Origin of the sequence: Nostoc sp. (genome assembly GCF_036917395.1) — a bacterium.
Taxonomy (GTDB): domain Bacteria; phylum Cyanobacteriota; class Cyanobacteriia; order Cyanobacteriales; family Nostocaceae; genus Nostoc.
On the sequence record NZ_JBALDI010000048.1, the window covers coordinates 50,316 to 70,421 of the forward strand.

The window sequence follows — 20,106 nt, forward strand, 5'->3', positions numbered from 1 at the left end:
GGACTGAAAGTTTTAACGATGACTCATTTGAGATGACTCATTTCATATATAGATTAATACTTAATCAGGGTTAATTCGCATCAAAGGTTGACCATATTCTACAGCGTCACCATTTTGGAGGAGAATTTCCATCACCTGTCCAGAGACTTCGGCTTCGATTTCATTCATCAGCTTCATCGCCTCAATGATACAGACTGTTTGACCCTTGCGGATGCGATCGCCCACTTCCACAAATGCCGCTTCCCCTGGTGCAGGAGCGCGATAAAACGTTCCCACCATTGGGGAAGGCACTTCTACTAATCTCTGATCAATGATTGAGGGAGGATTTACTGACAACTGTAATTGTGTCCCAGTTCCAGTATTCTCAAATACGCGACCTGTGGCCACCTCTGTTACCTGACTCGTGGTGACCTGATTTGCCCCAGATGAACCCGATGTCAATCCCGAACCTACCACACCGCCTAAGGTCGCTTGACCTGCCGACAACACCTGATTGCTGACACTCACAGCCTTACGGACTGTTAGTTCAAAGTCATCGCTTTTGAGCGTAACTTCTACAATATCTGTTTGTGCGATAGTTGCCAGTAGTTGGCGGATTTCATTAAAGTCCAATGGCACAGTTTTTATTACCTCGACCTATCCATAAATGAGCATCTTAAGTGTGGCAGGGATTTAATCCCTATGTAGGGATTTAAATCAGCAGCAAGCATCTCTGTGGAGATGAAAGTTATTCCCTGCCTAAGTATTTATCCTCACGCGTATCAATCTTGATGCGTTCTCCTTGGGTGATAAACAAGGGAACCATCACAGTTGCCCCAGTTTCCACAATTGCTGGTTTTGTACCACCTGTAGCCGTGTCACCTTTAACGCCTGGGTCTGTTTGCACTATTTCTAGAACCACAGAATTGGGCAGTTCCACTTCAAGCACTTGCTCGCCCCAACGGATGACGCTGACTTCCATACCTTCTTTGAGGTATTTTATGCGATCGCCAATCTGCGTTACGCTCAATCTGCCTTCTTCGTATGTTTCCATATCCATAAAGACAAACTCATCGCCCTCTTTATAGGTATGCTGCATTGTGCTTTTTTCCAGAGTAGCTTGCGGCAACGTTTCGCCTGCTCGGAACGTTTTTTCCATCACGTTCCCACTCTGAACATTTCTCAGTTTGGTACGTACAAAGGCAGAACCTTTGCCTGGCTTAACGTGGAGGAATTCGAGCACTCGCCATACAGACCCGTCTAATACAATTGAAACACCAGGTCGAAAATCGTTACTGGAGATCATGAAACTTTCAAATTTTGGAAGACAATCGGCATTTATTGTACCCTTCAAGCGGGGTAATTAGTTATTATTTAGTCATTGGACATTGGGCGTGGGTTATTCTTTTTATCCCCCTTGTCCCGCTACTCCCTACTCCCCACTCTTTCTTAGCTTCCTATCTGCTAATCTGGCTCTTTGCATTTAATTTTGACTCAGCACCCAGCACAGGCTAGACGCCCTACTATCGCTAACAGCACTCCTACTGTGGGAAGATGATTGATGGGTTACGTCCAGTCAACAATTTAATGCTGCATTTGAGTTATCCCATGTCTAACCTATTAAAATCCTGGCTGAAGAACAGCCTAATGGCAATATTGCTGGTGACAATATTTTTAGGCATAACTACAGCTGGGTGGACTCCCTCCAGTAGCGCCGCGCTGCCAGCCGGCAACGCAATTACCGATGGCAAGGCTCTGTTGCGGTATGCACTCCCGATAGATAACAAACCTGTACGGCAACTACAAGCCAGTTTAGAGGACATCTCTGCCCAACTGCGGGCAAATCGGCGGTGGGGTGCTATTTCCAAAGACATCAGCCAAGCATCCCGTATTCTCGATAAACCCTCTCAAATCTTAACAAGCGTTCCCGAAGAACGCCAACCCCAAGCTGAAGCTTGGATTACCGAGTTAAAATCTGGGGTGGGTAAATTGCAACAATTGGCAGACAGCAAAGATAAAGAACAAATTCTGCAAGACAGAGGCAAACTTCTGAATCTCATAACTCAGTTACAAGAGTCAATGGTGAAAGAATTCCCCTTTGAAGTACCTGCCCAGTACAGTAACCTACCACAACTTAAAGGTCGTGCCACTGTAGAATTCAAAACCAATAAAGGCGATTTGACCCTCGTAGTGGACGGTTATAGCGCCCCTGTCACTGCTGGTAATTTTGTAGATTTGGTGCAGAGGGGTTTTTATAATGGTTTAGAGTTTACCCGTTCTGAAGAATCTTACTTTCTGCAAACTGGAGATCCAGCCGGCAAAGACGTGGGTTTCATTGATCCAAAGACGGGCAAATATCGCGCCATTCCCTTAGAAGTCTTAGTTCAGGGTGATAAAGCACCTACCTATGGCATTACATTAGAAGAAGCTGGTCGTTATATCGATATGCCAGTTCTGCCTTTCTCTGCTTTTGGTGCAGTGGTGATGGCTCGTCCCGAAAGTGAAGTAAATGGTGGTTCATCACAATTTTTCTTCTTTTTGTTTGAACCAGAACTTACCCCCGCTGGACGCAACCTATTGGATGGTCGTTATGCCGTTTTTGGCTATCTCACTGAAGGCAGAGAAATTTTGGATAAACTGAAAGCGGGTGACAAAATTGAATCGGCAACTGTGGTTCAGGGAATAGAAAATCTGGTTGAGCCGCAAGTAGCATAGGAGGAGAGCAGGGGGAGAATAATTACTAACTCCTGTACAGACGCGATTAATCGCGTCTCTACTCCTAACTCCCCTGACTCAGATTCCCAGCGGTAAACACCTGATCAACTGCGTTCACGAAGTGTGCCGTAGGTATCGCTAATTCTGGAAAAGTCCGTGATCCAATTTGCTCAATGGCAGTAAAAATTGTTTCTTTATAAAATCCATATTCCAGTAGTAACACTTAAATTTTTGCTTTTAAAGGGTCTACAATCCAATATTCAGGAACCTCTAAAGCTGCATATTCGGAACGTTTATGACGATAATCCCGTTTCAGCGATTCTGGACTGACCACCTCGACAATTAGTAACGGAGGTGACTCAAATACTGCTGAGGCATTCAACAATTCTCTAGCTTGCTCCAGTGTCACTACACACAAATCAGTTAACCTAGATTTATTTCTACCCGTTCTCACCCCGCTTTCCCGAAAACACAGCCAAGTAGAGTTACAACGTTTGATTTCTACTTTCAGGGCAGTATCCAAAAAATCGACAATCAGGAAATGTTGAATAGTTGGTGGGTTCATTAGCTCCAGCTTGCCATCCACCAGTTCATAATGAAAATCGTTGCCATGATCATAGGTTAAGTATTCCTCAAATGTGATGCTGGTTACTGGTGTTGTTACCATCCCAACTGACTCCTAGACGATACTTTTATATTAAACAGTAAAGCAAATCATCAGTTTTCTTAATAATTTTGCGACACGGAAAACCGATTGTGAACAGTGAGTTATCTTCCCTAAAAGTACAAGATATTGGAGAACAAGGTCTTTTAGAAAGATTGCAGCGCTTCTGTCCTCCAGAAATTATTGGAGATGATGCAGCAGTGCTTGTGACTGCACCAGAGCAATCTTTGGTGGTGACTACAGATGTGCTGGTTGATGGCGTACATTTCAGCAATGTCACCACTTCCCCAGAAGATGCTGGTTGGCGAGCTGCTGCTGCCAATTTATCAGATTTAGCAGCAATGGGTGCTTCGCCATTAGGAATCACCGTCGGGTTGGGACTCCCCGGTGAAGTTAGGGTGAGTTGGGTTGAGCGACTATACCAGGGAATGACAGAATGCCTGCAAAAATACAATACCTCAATTGTTGGGGGTGATATTGTGCGATCGCCTGTAATTACTCTGGCAATTACCGCTTTTGGTCAAGTTAACCCAAGTCAAATTATCCGCCGTTCTGCTGCTGTTGTCGGGGATGCGATCGTCGTTACAGGTGTTCATGGAGCCTCAAGAGCTGGCTTAGAATTACTCTTACATCCCGAATTGGGACAAAACCTAAACAACGAAGAAAAGACGGCTCTAATCCGCGCACACCAACGCCCACAGCCACGGTTAGATGTCTTACCAATCCTCTGGAAAATCTTAGCATCCCCATGCCCTATGCCCATTGCTGGTATGGATAGCAGCGATGGTTTGGCGGATGCGATTATCCAAATTTGCCGTGCCAGTGGCGTTGGCGCTGTGCTAGAACGCAGACAAATTTCCTTCCCAGCAGCTTTTGACCATTGGCTGACACCAGAGCAAGCGCTAAAATATACTTTATACGGTGGCGAAGACTTTGAATTAGTGCTGTGTTTGCCACAAAAGCCAGCATTAGCCTTGGTGCAACATCTTGGTGAGAGGGCTGCGATCGTGGGCAAGATTACACCTGGATCAACAGTACTATTTCACGACGAACAAAAAAAATCCCCTGACCAAGTTCTAAGTCTTAGCCAGGGATTTCAACACTTCAAAAGTTATGAGTTATAAGTTTTAACTCTTCACTCCTCACTCCTAACTCTTTAATTAAACCCACTTCTGGGCTACCAATTCTGCCAAATCCAAGACTCGTTGGCTGTAACCCCACTCGTTGTCATACCACGCCATAACTTTTACTAAGTCATTGCCCATAACCAAAGTCAAGCTGGCATCAACAATCGAAGAAGCATCACTACCTTGATAATCGGAAGATACCAGTTCTAGATCGCTATAGTCCAAAATACCTTTGAATGAACCTTCGGCAGCATCTTTGAAAGCTTGGTTAACTTCTTCAGTAATAGTACGCTTCTCAACCTGAACTACGAAATCTACCATTGAGACGTTCGGGGTAGGTACACGCAAGGCAACACCATTTAGCTTGCCTTTGAGGTCTGGGATAACCAGCGCCACTGCTTTTGCTGCACCAGTGGAGGTGGGTACAATATTGATCGCTGCTGCCCTCGCCCGTCGCAAGTCCCGGTGAGAAGCGTCTAGCAAGCGCTGGTCACCTGTATAGCTATGGGTGGTGGTCATCGTACCTTTGATGATGCCGAACTTATCGTTCAACACCTTGGCGATTGGCGCCAAGCAGTTGGTAGTACAGCTAGCATTACTGATAATGTTGTGTATGTTGTGATCATAGTCGTGATGATTCACACCAATCACAAAAGTGCCATCCTCGTTTTTACCAGGAGCGGTAATCAGAACTTTCTTAGCTCCAGCATTCACATGCTTCAGCGCTCCTTCTTTGCTAGTAAACACCCCCGTTGCTTCGATAACTAGGTCAATTCCCCAATCTCTCCAGGGCAACTTTTCTGGGTTGCGATCGGATACGCACTTAATGGTCTTACCGTTAACGATGATAGAGTTATCATCGGCACTAATCTCAGCACCTTTAATCTTCCCTAGCATCGAGTCATACTTCAGCAGATGAGCATTGGTTCTAGGGTCTGACGTGTCATTAATAGCCACAAGGTCGATTTTACTATTCTCTCTACCCACCCAGCAGCGCGCAAAGTTACGTCCAATCCGCCCGAAACCGTTGATTGCAACTCTAATCACAGTGTCTTACCCTCTGTATTTATGCTTATATGTTGATATCGTTGACCCCAATCATATCGCAAAGGGGGGGAGCAATAATAACCATAAACTGTTAGATCAATAAAAAAACACATAATTTATTCAGATTTATTCGAGTAAAGATTGTTGTTACTGATATATGATCTGACTGATTCCGGGACTAAATAACGAATTGACTGGCGATCACCGCAAAATTTGCGAATTAGACTTGACGAAACTCCTACTAAAGGTATATTCAAGAATTGCCAGTGAATAGTGTACGACTGCTCCCTCAGTTGTTGCTCCACTTGCTTGCAGATTAGTTTGCTTTGAGTTATAGTCTCACCACCTAGCAGTCGGGGTGCGATTAACCAATCACACATTTGTGCTAGTTCGTGTCCACGGTACCAACGGGGTAAGGTTTGGAAAGTATCCAAGCCTACAATCCAGTACCAGTGAGTATTTAGGTAAGAAGCAGATAAGTCGATCAGGGTGTTAATGGCATAGGAAGCCCCAGAGCGATTTGTTTCCACTAGTGAGACAGTAAACGCTGGGTTATCTTTTATGGCTAATTGCAGCATTTCCACACGATGCTCAAACAAAGCTGCTTCTTTGTGAGGAGGATTTAGGGATGGCACCCAAATTACCTTTTCAAGGGATACTTCTTGCATTGCTGTCTCAGCTACGAGCAGGTGTCCCCAATGAATTGGATCAAATGTGCCACCAAAAATTGCTAGTTGCTGCATCCAGTTATGCCTGGGTTTTGTGCAATTGAAAAATAGTTTCATTACCAATGTACTATTGTACTCAATTCACGCCTAGACTTGATGCAATTTTAAATAAGTTTCACTAAACAATGTATTATGTAGCCAATTCCAGTAAGGTAGCCAAAAATATGTATTTGACATTACAAGAATTTCTTTCCCGATGTAGCCAAAATTTTGAGAATAATCTTAAGAACAGTTCAAAAATAGCAAAAACCTCCAACCAAGGTAAAATCATTCTGAACCAGCAAAACCAGAGCAGAAACATCATCTGGGCATTAAACATGAACATGAGATAGGAGCAGTTACGGTAAAAATCAAATTACTGTTATGATACGCGTGTCATTTGTGATTATGGTGTGGTGTGGTGTAAGAGGAGCAATAAATGACTAATTCTGTAGATTTTAGTGGTAGACCATTTCATTTCATTGGCATCGGTGGCATAGGTATGTCTGCTCTGGCATACGTTCTCACTAAGCGTCAATTTCCAGTATCAGGTTCGGATCTTCGTCCCAACCACATTACGCACAAATTGGAATCTATTGGTGCTCATATTTTTGGTAGACAAGAGGCAAGCAATCTCGAATTCTTTCGCCCTCAAGTATTGGCTAATGCAGTAGTACTAAATTCACAAGAACAATTACCTACTGCTACTAAGTCAAAACTACCTCAAGTCATTTGTTCAACAGCAATTAACACGAATAATTTAGAATACAAAGCAGCGCTGGAATTAGGTTGTCCAATTTTACATCGTTCAGATGTACTAGCCGCCTTAATTTCCGATTACTACAGTATTGCAGTGGCAGGAACACACGGCAAAACTACAACTAGTAGCATGATTGGTTATATGCTTCTGGAAGCTGGTCTAGATCCAACAATTTTAGTGGGTGGCGAAGTCAATGCATGGTCCGGTAATGCTCGATTGGGACAAAGCCAATATTTGGTGGCCGAAGCAGATGAATCTGATGGTTCTTTGGTAAAACACGCTCCAGAAATTGGCATCATCACCAATATTGAACTCGATCATCCTGACCATTACGATACATTAGAAGAAGTCATTGACATCTTCCAGACATTTGCTAAGGGTTGTAAAACATTAATAGGTAGCATTGACTGTACTACAGTGCGCGATCGCTTGCAACCCACAATCAGCTACAGCTTATACTCAGATACCGATGCTGACTACACCGTGACTAATATTGATTATCGTGCTGATGGCACCACGGCTTTAGTTTGGGAAAGAGGCAAAGCTTTGGGCGTATTGAAGTTGCGGCTGCTCAGTCGGCACAATCTCAGTAATGCTCTAGCAGCAGTGGCTGTTGGTCGGGCGTTGGGCTTAGAATTTGGAGCAATTGCCAAAGGCATCGCCACCTTTGAAGGAGCAAGACGACGCTTTGAGTTCCGAGGTGAAGTTGATGGTATTACCTTCATTGATGACTATGCTCATCACCCCAGCGAGATTCGTGCTACTCTGGCCGCAGCACGCTTACAGGCAAGACCAGGGCAAAGAGTGGTTGCCATCTTCCAACCCCATCGCTATAGCCGGACACTGACCTTTTTAAAAGAATTTGCCGAGTCCTTTACCCATGCTGATTTGGTTGTACTGACTGATATTTACAGTGCAGGCGAACCAAATTTAGGGCAAATTAGTGGTGAACATCTAGCGGCGGAAATTGCTAAACAGCATTCTCCTGTTGTTTATCAACCAACTTTACCCACAGTGTGTGAGTACTTGCTGCAAACACTACGCCGAGGAGACTTAGCGCTGTTTTTGGGGGCTGGGAACTTGAACCAGGTGATTCCTGAAGTAATTACAACACTTTGCGAGCCTGCTAAAGCCACATCTTAAGTGGAAACTTTGCGAAGTTTTATTTCTGAGCAAAGCGCCCCTCTAGCAACGGTTTCATAGGTTAACTCTATTACCGTATCTTTGCGGTAAATAAATGTAAAAATTTTACCAAAACAAAGTAAAGATGACCATTTCCCAGGCAGCTGGAAACGTCTGCACAGTTTCTGCTTTGAATACAAAGAAACACCAAACAACTAATTCGGTGGAGAGTGAAGTAATTTACTTACCCAGTACTGATTGTGTGATTAAGTCCCAGGCTTCCTTGTCAGCGTTTACTTCCTATAGGGTTGGGGGAGCTGCCGATTTGTACGTTGCCCCCCGAAACTTAGAAGCACTGCAAGCAAGTCTTAAATACGCAAAAGAACGTGATTTAAAGGTGACAACACTGGGAGCAGGTTCTAACTTGCTAGTGAGCGATCGCGGTATATCAGGTTTAGTCATTGCTACTCGTCATCTCCGCTTCAGCAACTTTGACCCCCAGACAGGTCAATTAACCGTTGCTGCTGGAGAATCAATTCCCAGCTTGGCATTGGCGGCAGCAGAATTAGGGTGGGAAGGATTGGAATGGGCTGTTGGTATCCCTGGAACAGCAGGAGGTGCCGTGGTGATGAATGCCGGGGCACATAATAGCTGTATCGCAGATATGTTAGTTAGTGCCCAGGTACTTTCACCCGATGGGACGCTGGAAACTATTACCCCGGAAGAGTTAAGTTATAGTTACCGGACTTCATTATTGCAAGGTGGCGATCGCATAGTTACCCAAGCCACCTTACAACTCGCGCCAGGTGCCGAGCCAGCAAAAGTTGTGGCAATCACCAAACAACACAAAAAGCATCGGTTGAGCACCCAACCATACAACTTCCCCAGTTGTGGCAGTGTATTCCGCAATCCCAAACCTTACACAGCAGGCTGGTTAATTGAACAAACTGGTCTCAAAGGCTACCAAATTGGTGGAGCACAAGTAGCACTACTCCATGCTAATTTTATCGTTAACCGTGGTGGGGCAAAAGCTAGTGACATTTTCTGTCTCATTAGTCACATCCAACATCAGGTACAAGAACGTTGGTCTATTCGGTTAGAGCCAGAAGTCAAAATGCTCGGAGAGTTTCAAGCTGCTTGTTGAAACTTTCAATCTCGGAAATGGAGCGTTGGGGATTTGAAACTGGAAAGATGAGGGAGATGAGGTGTAACCAATGCCCAATGCCCAATGCTAGGATGCATTAATTATTGGTAAAAAAAGAGGTAAATTACTTACCGCATCTATAATTGAATTTGATTTGTTATTCAACGTATAAGCGTACAACTAATTATGACAGGAAAAGGACAGGGATTCGGCTTTGGCTTAGGAAAAATGAAGGAACTGGCCGAAGCTTTTAAGAAAGCACAGCAAGTTCAAGAAGGCGCAAAGCGACTTCAAGAAGAATTGGAGCAAATGGAGATTCAAGGAGAATCTGGCGGTGGTCTGGTGAAGGTGATTGTCAGTGGTAATCAAGAACCCAAGCGGGTGGAAATTTCTCCAGATGCTTTAACCGAAGGTGCAGAAGTACTTTCTGATCTGGTGACAGTGGCAATGAAAGAAGCCTACACCAAGTCCACTGCAACAATGCGGGAACGTATGGAAGAATTGACCAGTGGACTGGAACTTCCTGGATTTTAGTCAAAAGTCATTGGTCATTGGTCTAATGACTTTTGACTTTTGACAAAGGGCAAAAAATATCTATGGCTTACAAGTTGCTATTTGTCTGCTTAGGTAACATCTGCCGATCGCCATCGGCAGAAAACATTATGAATCATCTAATTGAGCAGGCTGGCTTGAGCGATGGCTGTGCCGATCCCAAAGGTGTCCGCATCCTTTGTGACTCTGCTGGTACGTCTAGTTATCACATTGGTAGCCCACCTGACAGACGCATGAGTGCTGCGGCTGCTACAAAGTTGGGAATTAAACTGCGTGGTCGATCCCGCCAGTTTCAAGAGTCAGACTTTCAAGACTTTGATTTGATTTTGGCGATGGATCAAGAAAATTATGAGAACATTCTCACTCTTGATCAAACTAAACAATATCAGTATAAAGTGCGTTTGATGTGCGAGTTTTGCTCTCGACACACTCTAAAGGAAGTTCCAGATCCCTATTACGGTGGTCAACAGGGATTTAATCAAGTTATTGATTTACTGATCGATGCTTGTGAAGGTCTGCTTACAAAAGTTACGAGTTATGAGTTATGAGTTAGGAATTAGGAGTTAGGAGTTAGGAGTTTTAATTCCTCACTCCTCACTTCTAACTCCTCACTTTTTTATTCCACCAGACCATGCTTAATCGCAAAACGTACTAATTCTGCTCGGTTGCTAGTTGAAGTTTTTCTCAATAAACTGCTGACATACTTTTCCACTGTTCGAGGACTCAGATATAGCTGATGACCCATCTCGGCATTAGAAAGACCATGAGTCAATAACTCTAGGACTTGCTGTTCTCTATGAGTTAGAGATGAGTGCAAGTGGGATTTCTGAATTTGAGTGGACAAAGAATTATGGGCGTCCACCGCTTTGGTCGAGGTGGAAAGGCCCAAACTATCTTTATGAGAAAAGCGGTACTCTGATTGAATGATTTGCGATCGCTCTAAAAGATTACGGATTGCTGCTGCTAACTCTTCCAGTTCAAAAGGTTTGGGTAAGTATAAATCGCAGCCTGACTGGTAGCCCATAATTCTTTCCTGGGTCTTAGTTCGGGCTGTTAATAAAATTACAGGCAATAACCGAAATACTGGTTGTTGACGCACCCGGCGCACTAGTTCGTAGCCATTCATCTGTGGCATGGCGATATCCGTGACAATCAAATCCGGATGATACTCATCCACCATAGCCAAAGCCTCTTGACCGTTATTAGCTGTAATCACCGAGTAGCCAGACAGTTCAAGATAGTCGCTAATATACAGACGAGTGCCCAAATCATCATCCACTACAAGGATCGTCAAGGGCATGGACAATACACCCCTAGCATTTTTTTACTTATAAATTTATTTTCTTCTACGTACTCCATCAGTGAACACAGGCAAGAATAGTGTTCTTATGTTTCATACTATGACAGTATTACCAGCTAATGAATGCCTTTAGAGTTGATTTATAAAGGAAATCTTAAATCTTTAGGAATAAGGTTACAAATTATAACTCACCTTTGACTTACTGTGCTGGGTAGGCACAGAAAGGTTTGTAATTTGTAACAATTCATCAATAAGGCAGAGCAAATACTCACTATAGTGTAAATTAATATTGACATAATTAATAATTTTATCAAAGCGAAGTAAGTATAAATATCTTTTATCCTTTATCCTTTGTGATTAGTTTTTAGCTAATCACTAATGATTATTGGCTCCAGGTAACTTAAAGTTGCCAGAAAACTTTTAATTACGAAGTTAGAAAAGTTAAATTAGTTATATACAGTTTCAGCATTTATAGCAGTTATAAGATATACCCTATATTTTACAAGCCAATCCAAATATTTTTTTATAATATTTTTGGTAACTCTGCTATAATTACCCTCTGTCTAAAATGCCAACACTGCCTAAAAACAAAAGCTAGGATGTTACTGAATTACCAGTATGGCGCTTACTAGAATACCAATCAAAAACTAGAACTGAATAGTTAGTTGTAAGTTTGACGATACTGGTACAACAAGAAACTAGGTGAAAAATTTGATTGGTGGGGAAATAACTGCAAGAGTGTCAATGCTTGTCGCCTTGTTTGCTCTTACCAGAACTGAGGAATAATCCCAATTTCTCCTCTCAGAAAAAACAGCTTCCTGTTATCAAGGAGGACTTGGCTTATATTGAATATTCTAGTGAATCGTTAAAAGAAGTGTAGGTAGTTCACGTACATTTAAAGCACACAAAATTATCAATGAGCGACAACAACGAAGGTTACAAAGTTATTTGCGACAACCGCCAAGCCCGTTATTTGTATGAAATTCTGGAAACTTACGAAGTTGGAATTGAGTTGACAGGAACAGAGGTGAAGTCGATTCGTGCGGGTAAAGTCAATCTCCAAGATGGCTATGCTTTACTTCGCAATGGCGAAGCATGGTTGATCAATGTGCATATCTCACCTTACAACGCTAGTGGACAATATTTTAATCATGAACCACGCCGTACACGCAAGCTGCTGCTGCATCGCCAAGAACTCCGCAAGCTAATTGGCAAAGTCGAACAGCAGGGTTTAACTTTAATCCCTTTGAAAATGTATCTCAAACGAGGCTGGGTAAAAGTGAGTATAGCCCTTGGCAAAGGTAAAAAGCTCCACGATAAGCGAGAAGACCTGAAACGACGCCAAGACCAGCGTGACATTCAACGGGCTATGAAAAGCTATTGAGGATCGGTTTGCTTAATTACCACAGTAAGAGTGAGAAACTGATTGCTGTGAAAATTATGTTGTATGTCTACAGCGTGAGTTCTGAAAATGCCTAGTTTATAGCCGCAGATTGATTTTGTTAAGGTTGAGACTCGATACAGTGGTGAGTAACTTCGGATGGCATCAGGAATTTTCAGATTTATGAAAAGTAATTTCATTACATTTGTTGGAGCTGGCGTTCTCAGCTTGAGTATGGGAATTTTACCCTTAACTCTATCTGCACAAGCTCAGACAACTAATGACTCCGGGGCCACTACTGCTCCAACAACGACCACTAATGAGCGCAACGATTCTAATTGGGGTTGGCTAGGATTGATTGGTTTATTTGGTCTAGCTGGGTTGGCTGGCAAAAAGCGCGATCCTCAACCGACTGCTTATCGCGACCCTAATGCCCCAAGTGCCACTACCTACAGAGATTAGACAATTAGACAATTCAAAATTTAAAAGTTGTCAGTTGTTCAGTAAGACAACAACTGACAACTTATTGATGTTAGTTTATTGCTGGTTCTGAGTTAGTTGAACTTATCTTGTTTTGAGCTAAAGGTGTCCAATAGCTGGCAATTAAGGCAACGATGAGCCACCAGAGAGTATTGACTTCAGGACGATACCAAACAGTATCTACGGTGCCGTGAGCTAGCATACCCAACAAAATAGCGATCGCCCCAATTAACCAAAATCCCTCTCCACTTCTCAATCGTCGCAATCGTCGCACTTGTAGTAATGCCGTATTAAATGTGACAATTATTAGCCAGAGAAAGCAAGCTAAACCAACAAAGCCAGTTTCTACAGTCACTTCAAACAAAATCGAATAGGCACTTAAAGCAGTGTAACGAGGGCGTTGGTAGAGGGGATAAACTTGATTAAAAGAGTTGTGACCAGGGCCAATGCCGAAAATCGGGCGATCGCGAATCATCTCAAAGACAGCATCCCACACATTTCGGCGAAAATTATTACTGCTATCTTGACGGTCGGCAAAAATACTGAATACTCGCAGGCGGACTGGCTCTACAAATATCACTGCTAGTATTAATACGCCGATTAAACTTCCTAAGACAATCGGTAGTGACCAAGTACGCCAAAAACGAGGCATTTCTACGCTTTTCCAATAAACTAGCAATGCCATCACAGCCAAAACTGCCACCACTAGTCCAATCCAACCGCCACGACTAAAAGTGAGGATCAGGCAGGCAGTATTGACAATTAACATTGTTAATGCCAATGCTTTTTTGAGCCAGCTTTGCCATGCAAAAATTGCTACTAAGCTAAAAATTACTGCTGGTAGGAGGTATCCAGCCAATAAGTTGGGATTGCCTAAATAACTGTAGACTCTGGTAGTCTTAGACAGAGGAGATTCTGGATCAACCCAAGTTGCCAGTGCTGTGGCTCCAAAAAACCATTGCCGCAATCCATATACACTGACAATTAACGATACGTGTAGGTAAAGGATGATAATCCAAGACCGGAGGCGAGGTGACCTCAGTACCCTGGCACAAAGGGCAAATAGTAGCAAATACAAGGTCAACGTTGCTAAGTCGTTAAGTGCCGCCTTTTTCACTGGTGATAATGCTGTTGCGACTGCGGCAATTCCCCAGTAGAACAATACCAGCAGGTGAATGGGAGTAACTGACGAGACATTTGTTGGTGTTGCTTCATCAGATAAAGTCAACAACAGCCAAAATACCACACAAGCTACCAGCAACAAGCCTACCAATGTACTCGAAGCAAAAGGTGCAAGCGCATATACTAAACTCAGTAAAGCCGCTGCGATCGCATCTCCCCACTGAATCAAGACGCTGGTTTGCCGCCAAGAACTTAACAGTCCCACCAGAGAACGGTGTACGTAACTGCTAGCAAGATATTCTTTGAGCGGTAAAGATGATAAAGTAAATCGTTGCCAGACTAAATTCATAAAAAACATTGCGATCAATTAGCCTGCCGACGCAGAACTTGGAATTGATCATAATGCGTATGGCTATAAAAAGGTAATAATCTAGATTGCAATTTAGTGATGATGCTCTTACTCATGGGTATCAGCTACCACCTATAATTTTAAGCTCCCTGCTTTTCTCTAATGCGAAAGTGAATAAATGTCAGTAATTGTTAGCTTTTTAACTACTGTTGATTAACCCTTCACGTACATAGTACACAACTAAAGTATGAATTTATCTTTTCCTATCCCCTATCACCTGTAAGATATTCCCTACTGGCTGTAATCAGACATCGCTAATTGCTTGTGAGGAAGTCGCCAGTTGCAATGGCAAACAAAGCACATAACGATATCCTGATTCTGGTGAACCTTGAATTAAAATATGTCCACTATGCAATTCTGCCAATTGACAACTTAGCAATAGACCCAAGCTTTCACGAGAAAGACTTCCATGTGATTTAGCTAAATTTATACCCGAACTAGCAGCAAATAAATTTGCGTGGGAATCACTCAAATTTTTTGAATTGTCCACTGCTACTGATGAAATATCTGGTTGCTCCTGGCTTTCTCTTCGAGTATTGTAAGTTGCTACTTCACCTGTCAACTCCAGCAACGACAAAGAATTGAGACGGAAGTAGGGATCAACCTCAGTGATCCCGTCCCCTAGCCAGGGATGGGAAACCCAAATAGTAATGTTGAGCGTATCTTCCTTGTAAGAGACATGAATGCGAACAATGCTACCTGTAGCCGAAAGTTGAATCACACTGAAAACCAGGTGGTAGAGGATTTGCCGCACCTTGTCTTTATCTAAAGGCAAAATGCGATTGCGTCCCGGTTCTATAGAGAGGCGAATATCTTGCTCACGGCGATTAGCCGCTTCTTCTAGGGTATTGATAGCTTGTTGACACAGCATTTCGATATCCACAGGAGCCAGATTCAGCACAGTTGAGTTTTCATCCATAGCTCCTAGTTCGGTAATTTCGTTTACTAGGGAAAGTAAGTAGCGACCACTGTGTTGGATAATTTCTAAATATTCTCTCTGTTTAGGCATTAAAGGCCCATAAATCTCACGTCCTAAAACACTAGCCATACCAAGTACAGATGTTAAGGGTGTGCGTAACTCGTGAGTTAGTTGAGCCAAAAGTTCCAGTTTCAGCTGCTTGGTAGAAATAGAGTCGCTATCTTTAGTGCGTGGGGTGATTTTAATCTCAGCGTTACGTTCGTCATTGAGTGAAAATATCGGAGCGCTCTTGGGAGTGCTTGATTCGAGTTTCCCTTGCAGGAGTCGGTTACGTTCAAATTCACTCATGCTCCAACGAGCTATGATTTGTAAAAACTCAATGTCTCGGTTTGTAAAATTGCGCGGCACTAAATCCATCACCTCTAATGCACCCAAACAATGTCCCTCAGCATCAATCAGTGGCACTCCTAAGTAAGCACGAATACCATAATCCTGCACCAACTTACTGCTAGCAAGTGCTGGATCTATAAGGTTGTGTGTATCATTGGTTACAAATATTTGCAAACTCTCTACTACCTGAGTGCAAAAGGATTCCTGACGTGACAGTTGGCGGCTTTGTGCCAAATGGTTCATTAGTCCCAGCCTAGATAAGCCCACCGCCGACTTGAACCAGTGACGTTCTTGATCTACAAATCCCAATATGGAAATTGGTGCTTCCAAAAAGTGGGCAGCAGTTTGTGTGGCTTCTTCAAAAACCGGAATCGTTTCTGGTTGTCGCAAACCTAAATCTGACAAAGCTTTGAGGCGTTGTTGTTCTCTTGATTCATGAGAATCCCAACCATCCTTTAGGGCAAATAATTTGTTTTCAGGCTCTATCATTGCCACTGCTACCTTAATAATTTCTCGATACTGTAATTGATATAAGCCCTATTTCTGGGTTATCAATTGCTATTTTTAAGCATTCCCTAATTTTGCCTCTGACAAACAAATTTGGGGCAAAAATTTTTTATCCCTTCCATTAAGTCGGTGACGTGGTATCTACAACTTCCTACCTACTGATGCTGAATGTTCTTTATTTAGCACTGGTGTAGTCTTTATTGCTTGAGATTTTGCAATCAGACTGCGTTAGATTTGGATTCAGCCAGGGTAACCTAATGCTAGGGATATAATACAAAGGTGTTGTCATTTTTTATGTACAGAAGGAAAAATTCTGCCTGGCATATTAAAAGTAAATTTACTTATACAAAATGTATTTATGTAATTTTTATAGCCATTTTTACTGATAACAGCTAGCACTGATGGCTGACAATCCTAAATAGTTAATATAAGTCTCTATCCAATAGATTAAACCTATTACAATTTCATCCTGGAAACTGTGCAGGGTTTTCTATTTTTTCCATGTGAGGAACATTTTTTTAAGGGCAACTGGTAATGAAGAAAATGACTATTAGAGTTCCTTTTGTAAATCTGAAGTTACAACACGAACCAATTCAAACGCAATTGCAATATGCAATCCAATCTGTATTGGAACAGGGAGATTTTATTTTAGGGCAAGCCCTGTCAGATTTTGAAGCAGCATTTGCGGCAGTGTCTGGGGTTGAATATGGAGTTGGTGTTGCATCAGGAACAGATGCGATCGCTCTCGGATTGCAAGCCTGTAATATTGGTGCTGGCGATGAAGTGATTTTACCAGCAAACACTTTTATAGCAACCTTGATTGGGGTACAACGGGCTGGTGCGAAGCCAATTCTGGTAGATTGCGATCGCAAAACAGCTTTAATTGACTTAAGAAAAGCAGCAAAGGCAATTACGCCTCGTACCAAAGCAATTATCCCTGTGCATCTCTATGGTCAGATGGTATCACCACGCGAACTATTAAACTTTGCCGATACCTATAAATTACTAATTTTTGAAGATGCAGCACAAGCACACCTCGCCGAAAGAGACGGATATCAGGCTGGTTCAGTAGGAATAGCAGCAGCTTTTAGTTTCTATCCCAGCAAAAATTTAGGAGCATTTGGGGATGGGGGAATGCTGCTGACACGAAATTCAGATGTAGCCGAAAAGATGAGGCGCTTGCGAAATTATGGGGCATCGCAAAAGTATTTTCATACTGAAGCAGGTACAAATAGCCGTCTGGATACTTTACAAGCAGCGGTATTGCACGAGAAACTACCATATTTGCCACAGTGGAATCGCGATCGCCTGACTGTTGCCCAGCAGTATGATCAGGAACTAGCATCCTTAGCAACTGCTGGCATTATCCCTATGGAAAATCAAAGTGCTACAGGACACGTTTATCATCTTTATGTGATTAAAATTGATGATTCTTGCCCAATAGAACGCCAGCTACTCCAGGAAAAACTAACAGCAGTAGGAATTCAAACTGGCATTCACTACCCAATTCCCTGTCATCTCCAGCCAGCATTCACCAACTTAGGCTATCAGCCTGGAGATTTTCCTCAAGCAGAAAAACTGTCAAAGCAAATATTATCATTACCGATGTATCCTGGTTTGAGCAGTAGCCAAGTCAAAGAAGTTGTTGCAGCGATCGCCAATGCAGTCTCAACGAGTTCTAAGGCAAATAATCCATCCCCTGCTGACCTTGGCAGCGTGGTAGCCTAAAGTTAATTCAATGGCAAAAAATCTGACCACTGATTACTGACAGTTTTTGAATTACTGAAAATCATGGCACTCCAGCAACAGGTTAAAAACAGAAACGCGTCAGGCTTGTTAAATCTAGCTATTTTAGGCGTTTTGCTGCTGCTTTATGCTCCTATATTGCTCCACTGGTTGGATGGTTGGCTGCACAAAAATATCAGTACAGAACACGAATATTTCAGTCACGGGATTATTGGTTTACCATTTGCTGCTTATCTGGGCTGGATGAACCGGAAAAAGTGGACACGTTTACCAGATACCATCCATCCTTTGGGCGCTGTTTTATTGTTATTAGGAGCAGTGTTTTATCTGAGCGGTGTTACAGAGTGGGTTAACCTTTCCTTGCCCGTTATACTGGCAGGATTATGCTTGTGGTTTAAGGGAATACCAGGTTTGCGATCGCAAGGATTCCCCCTGCTACTAGTATTTTTGGCAACTCCAACAGCAGTACCCTATCTCATTGCTCCCTATACCATGCCTCTCCAAAGCTTCATCGCTGGCACAGCAGGCTTCATACTGAATCAATTTGGTATGCAAGTAACCGTAGATGAGATAAATCTCTACGTGGGAGGACGGATTGTGGAGGTTGCCCCGTATTGTGCAGGGCTGAAAATGTTGTTTACTACTCTCTACGTAGGCTTGATGCTGCTTTATTGGACAGACGCTTTGTCTTCACGCCGCACAAGTATATCGTTTTTATCTATTGCTGCGATCGTTAGTACTACTGCCAATATCATTCGTAATACTTTACTGACTTTCTTTCACGGCACAGGTCAAGAAGCGGCTTTTAAATGGCTACATGAGGGTTGGGGTGGTGACCTCTACTCTGCTTGTATGCTGGTGTCATTAGTGCCCTTACTAAATTGGATTAATAGCTATTTTTCAACATCTCTAGAAACTCAGCAAGAAGGAGAAAGTTAGAAGCATGGGGCATTGGGCATGGGGCATCGGTTAATAATCAATAGTTCTTCCTCTGCTCCCCTGCTTCTTCTCTACTTATAAATATTACTGAACTCAGATGTGATTTTATAAAGTAAAATTTTGCCTAAGTATTATAAATTTTACTGATGATTTCCTTCTCCAAGTTTTTCAAAGAAAACCAATTGAGTCAGGTAGCAGCACTTTTGTTATTGCTACTGCTGTTGGCAATGGGAGGGGTTCCCGGATACCTGACAGGACACTGGCAATGGAAACAACCGCCACCTGTTAGTACCCTCAACGAGTTAAAACAGATCCGCAAGACTGGGTTAGCCCTTCCTGGTTGGCAAACTATTGAACAAGCACAACAGCAAATTGGCGAACATAAATGGTCTTTGCAGGTAATTAAAAAAGAAGGTTCCCAATCTCAGGCAATCCTACTTTTGCTGCCGCAAAATGGACCTACAGATCAACCAGAGGTAGAGTGGACAGACGTTAACGGCTGGGGAAGGTCACGCTGGGGAAAGTGGGATGTAGCTCAATCTCGTTCTGCGAAATTTACTGTCAAACCGCCTACAAAGTTGGCTTCTAATGTGGAAACTCAAGTAGAAGCTAGGTTCTTTCGCGCCTCCACACCACAGCAAACCTTCGCTGTCTTGCAATGGTACGCTATGCCAGACGGCGGAAATCCATCACCTTTACACTGGTTCTTAGCAGATCAATTGGCACAGTGGCATAAGCAACGTACTCCTTGGGTGGGCGTGAGTATTATAATTCCAATGGAACCTTTAGGGCAGGTAGAAACATCTTGGTCTTTAGCCCAGTCTATTGGAGAAACAGTGCAAGCTGTATTGATGGCAGGTTTTTTGTAAAGTATGTTACACCATATTTGCGGTGACGACGCTGCGGTTCCGGGTTTTGATAAAGCAGATATGATGCTGAATCACAACGCAACTTGGAGATTAAATGTAAATTACGATGTCAAACATCGACTGTTTGTGGTTTTTGAGTTGTCGTTTTGGAAGACAACAACTCTACTACATCAGCCCTATCTCTTCATACTCTTTTTTTGGCGAAGGTATTGTCATGAGTATCTCTA

The 20,106-nt window shown here is 42.9% G+C and carries 18 protein-coding genes and 1 pseudogene; 11 read left to right on the plus strand and 8 right to left on the minus strand.

Annotation, left to right across the window (positions count from 1 at the left end; genetic code table 11):
• Nucleotides 1-60: 60 nt before the first annotated feature.
• Together accB and efp are read right to left on the minus strand one after the other, a co-directional pair.
• Nucleotides 61-618 carry an acetyl-CoA carboxylase biotin carboxyl carrier protein gene (accB, locus tag V7K46_RS17140; protein ID WP_335115130.1) on the minus strand — a complete coding sequence of 186 codons (558 nt, stop codon included), beginning with the start codon at nt 616-618 and terminating at the stop codon, nt 61-63.
• Between the two features lie 109 nt (nt 619-727).
• Nucleotides 728-1,285, minus strand: coding sequence for an elongation factor P (gene efp / locus V7K46_RS17145; RefSeq protein ID WP_273768312.1), 558 nt, complete (start codon nt 1,283-1,285; stop codon nt 728-730).
• A gap of 302 nt (nt 1,286-1,587) precedes the next feature.
• On the opposite strand from efp, the gene V7K46_RS17150 reads away from it, so the two are divergent.
• On the plus strand, nt 1,588-2,694 hold the full coding sequence (locus V7K46_RS17150; RefSeq protein ID WP_335115228.1) for a peptidylprolyl isomerase: 1,107 nt from the start codon (nt 1,588-1,590) through the stop codon (nt 2,692-2,694).
• A 64-nt stretch (nt 2,695-2,758) separates the two neighbouring features.
• Here the strand turns inward: V7K46_RS17150 and V7K46_RS17155 are convergent.
• Nucleotides 2,759-3,361 (minus strand): annotated as a pseudogene (locus tag V7K46_RS17155) (Uma2 family endonuclease).
• Nucleotides 3,362-3,450: 89 nt separating this feature from the next.
• On the opposite strand from V7K46_RS17155, the gene thiL reads away from it, so the two are divergent.
• Nucleotides 3,451-4,482: a thiamine-phosphate kinase gene (gene thiL / locus V7K46_RS17160; RefSeq protein ID WP_335115132.1), complete on the plus strand. Its 1,032-nt coding sequence runs from the start codon at nt 3,451-3,453 to the stop codon at nt 4,480-4,482.
• Nucleotides 4,483-4,518: 36 nt separating this feature from the next.
• Here the strand turns inward: thiL and V7K46_RS17165 are convergent, their stop codons facing one another.
• Both V7K46_RS17165 and nadD read right to left on the minus strand, forming a co-directional pair.
• Entirely contained in the window at nt 4,519-5,532 is a 1,014-nt protein-coding gene (locus tag V7K46_RS17165) for a type I glyceraldehyde-3-phosphate dehydrogenase (protein WP_335115134.1), read from the minus strand.
• A gap of 116 nt (nt 5,533-5,648) precedes the next feature.
• Nucleotides 5,649-6,275, minus strand: a complete 627-nt coding sequence (gene nadD / locus V7K46_RS17170; RefSeq protein WP_335115136.1) for a nicotinate (nicotinamide) nucleotide adenylyltransferase — start codon at nt 6,273-6,275, stop codon at nt 5,649-5,651.
• A 403-nt stretch (nt 6,276-6,678) separates the two neighbouring features.
• On the opposite strand from nadD, the gene murC reads away from it, so the two are divergent.
• The 4 genes from murC (at nt 6,679) to V7K46_RS17190 (ending at nt 10,365) form a co-directional block, all read left to right on the plus strand.
• Nucleotides 6,679-8,142 carry a UDP-N-acetylmuramate--L-alanine ligase gene (murC, locus tag V7K46_RS17175; RefSeq protein ID WP_335115138.1) on the plus strand — a complete coding sequence of 488 codons (1,464 nt, stop codon included), beginning with the start codon at nt 6,679-6,681 and terminating at the stop codon, nt 8,140-8,142.
• Nucleotides 8,143-8,266: 124 nt separating this feature from the next.
• Nucleotides 8,267-9,265, plus strand: coding sequence for a UDP-N-acetylmuramate dehydrogenase (gene murB / locus V7K46_RS17180; protein WP_335115140.1), 999 nt, complete (start codon nt 8,267-8,269; stop codon nt 9,263-9,265).
• A gap of 186 nt (nt 9,266-9,451) precedes the next feature.
• Complete coding sequence (locus tag V7K46_RS17185) at nt 9,452-9,799, plus strand: YbaB/EbfC family nucleoid-associated protein (RefSeq protein WP_334690743.1); 348 nt, start codon at nt 9,452-9,454, stop codon at nt 9,797-9,799.
• 62 nt (nt 9,800-9,861) lie between these two features.
• The gene (locus V7K46_RS17190) at nt 9,862-10,365 is read left to right on the plus strand and encodes a low molecular weight protein-tyrosine-phosphatase (RefSeq protein WP_335115142.1); all 504 of its coding nucleotides are present in this window, start codon (nt 9,862-9,864) and stop codon (nt 10,363-10,365) included.
• Nucleotides 10,366-10,433: 68 nt separating this feature from the next.
• Here V7K46_RS17190 and V7K46_RS17195 read toward each other — a convergent pair whose 3' ends face one another.
• Nucleotides 10,434-11,117: a response regulator transcription factor gene (locus V7K46_RS17195; protein WP_335115144.1), complete on the minus strand. Its 684-nt coding sequence runs from the start codon at nt 11,115-11,117 to the stop codon at nt 10,434-10,436.
• Nucleotides 11,118-12,033: 916 nt separating this feature from the next.
• Between V7K46_RS17195 and smpB the strand changes: the two genes are divergently transcribed.
• On the plus strand, nt 12,034-12,501 hold the full coding sequence (gene smpB, locus V7K46_RS17200) for an SsrA-binding protein SmpB (protein WP_335115146.1): 468 nt from the start codon (nt 12,034-12,036) through the stop codon (nt 12,499-12,501).
• A 180-nt stretch (nt 12,502-12,681) separates the two neighbouring features.
• Nucleotides 12,682-12,960, plus strand: a complete 279-nt coding sequence (locus tag V7K46_RS17205) for a WGxxGxxG family protein (protein WP_334797180.1) — start codon at nt 12,682-12,684, stop codon at nt 12,958-12,960.
• 70 nt (nt 12,961-13,030) lie between these two features.
• Here the strand turns inward: V7K46_RS17205 and V7K46_RS17210 are convergent, their stop codons facing one another.
• Both V7K46_RS17210 and V7K46_RS17215 read right to left on the minus strand, forming a co-directional pair.
• Nucleotides 13,031-14,449, minus strand: a complete 1,419-nt coding sequence (locus V7K46_RS17210) for an IctB family putative bicarbonate transporter (protein ID WP_335115149.1) — start codon at nt 14,447-14,449, stop codon at nt 13,031-13,033.
• Between the two features lie 304 nt (nt 14,450-14,753).
• Nucleotides 14,754-16,307, minus strand: a complete 1,554-nt coding sequence (locus tag V7K46_RS17215) for a GAF domain-containing sensor histidine kinase (RefSeq protein ID WP_335115151.1) — start codon at nt 16,305-16,307, stop codon at nt 14,754-14,756.
• A 561-nt stretch (nt 16,308-16,868) separates the two neighbouring features.
• Between V7K46_RS17215 and V7K46_RS17220 the strand changes: the two genes are divergently transcribed.
• The 3 genes from V7K46_RS17220 (at nt 16,869) to V7K46_RS17230 (ending at nt 19,879) form a co-directional block, all read left to right on the plus strand.
• On the plus strand, nt 16,869-18,053 hold the full coding sequence (locus V7K46_RS17220) for a DegT/DnrJ/EryC1/StrS family aminotransferase (RefSeq protein ID WP_335115153.1): 1,185 nt from the start codon (nt 16,869-16,871) through the stop codon (nt 18,051-18,053).
• Between the two features lie 63 nt (nt 18,054-18,116).
• Nucleotides 18,117-19,010, plus strand: a complete 894-nt coding sequence (gene crtB / locus V7K46_RS17225) for a cyanoexosortase B (RefSeq protein WP_335115155.1) — start codon at nt 18,117-18,119, stop codon at nt 19,008-19,010.
• Between the two features lie 146 nt (nt 19,011-19,156).
• Nucleotides 19,157-19,879 (plus strand): cyanoexosortase B system-associated protein, encoded by a 723-nt coding sequence (locus V7K46_RS17230; RefSeq protein WP_335115157.1) that lies wholly within the window; start codon nt 19,157-19,159, stop codon nt 19,877-19,879.
• Nucleotides 19,880-20,106: the final 227 nt, after the last annotated feature.

Bases quoted from the DNA above. Each gene is read 5' to 3' on its own strand.
- V7K46_RS17185 (WP_334690743.1), top strand. From the start codon at position 9,452: ATGACAGGAAAAGGACAGGGATTCGGCTTTGGCTTAGGAAAAATGAAG.
- V7K46_RS17210 (WP_335115149.1), bottom strand. From the start codon at position 14,449: ATGAATTTAGTCTGGCAACGATTTACTTTATCATCTTTACCGCTCAAA.
- V7K46_RS17190 (WP_335115142.1), top strand. From the start codon at position 9,862: ATGGCTTACAAGTTGCTATTTGTCTGCTTAGGTAACATCTGCCGATCG.
- V7K46_RS17195 (WP_335115144.1), bottom strand. From the start codon at position 11,117: ATGCCCTTGACGATCCTTGTAGTGGATGATGATTTGGGCACTCGTCTG.
- efp (WP_273768312.1), bottom strand. From the start codon at position 1,285: ATGATCTCCAGTAACGATTTTCGACCTGGTGTTTCAATTGTATTAGAC.
- murB (WP_335115140.1), top strand. From the start codon at position 8,267: ATGACCATTTCCCAGGCAGCTGGAAACGTCTGCACAGTTTCTGCTTTG.
- smpB (WP_335115146.1), top strand. From the start codon at position 12,034: ATGAGCGACAACAACGAAGGTTACAAAGTTATTTGCGACAACCGCCAA.
- V7K46_RS17230 (WP_335115157.1), top strand. From the start codon at position 19,157: ATGATTTCCTTCTCCAAGTTTTTCAAAGAAAACCAATTGAGTCAGGTA.
- murC (WP_335115138.1), top strand. From the start codon at position 6,679: ATGACTAATTCTGTAGATTTTAGTGGTAGACCATTTCATTTCATTGGC.
- V7K46_RS17205 (WP_334797180.1), top strand. From the start codon at position 12,682: ATGAAAAGTAATTTCATTACATTTGTTGGAGCTGGCGTTCTCAGCTTG.
- V7K46_RS17215 (WP_335115151.1), bottom strand. From the start codon at position 16,307: ATGATAGAGCCTGAAAACAAATTATTTGCCCTAAAGGATGGTTGGGAT.
- V7K46_RS17150 (WP_335115228.1), top strand. From the start codon at position 1,588: ATGTCTAACCTATTAAAATCCTGGCTGAAGAACAGCCTAATGGCAATA.
- crtB (WP_335115155.1), top strand. From the start codon at position 18,117: ATGGCACTCCAGCAACAGGTTAAAAACAGAAACGCGTCAGGCTTGTTA.
- V7K46_RS17220 (WP_335115153.1), top strand. From the start codon at position 16,869: ATGACTATTAGAGTTCCTTTTGTAAATCTGAAGTTACAACACGAACCA.
- nadD (WP_335115136.1), bottom strand. From the start codon at position 6,275: ATGCAGCAACTAGCAATTTTTGGTGGCACATTTGATCCAATTCATTGG.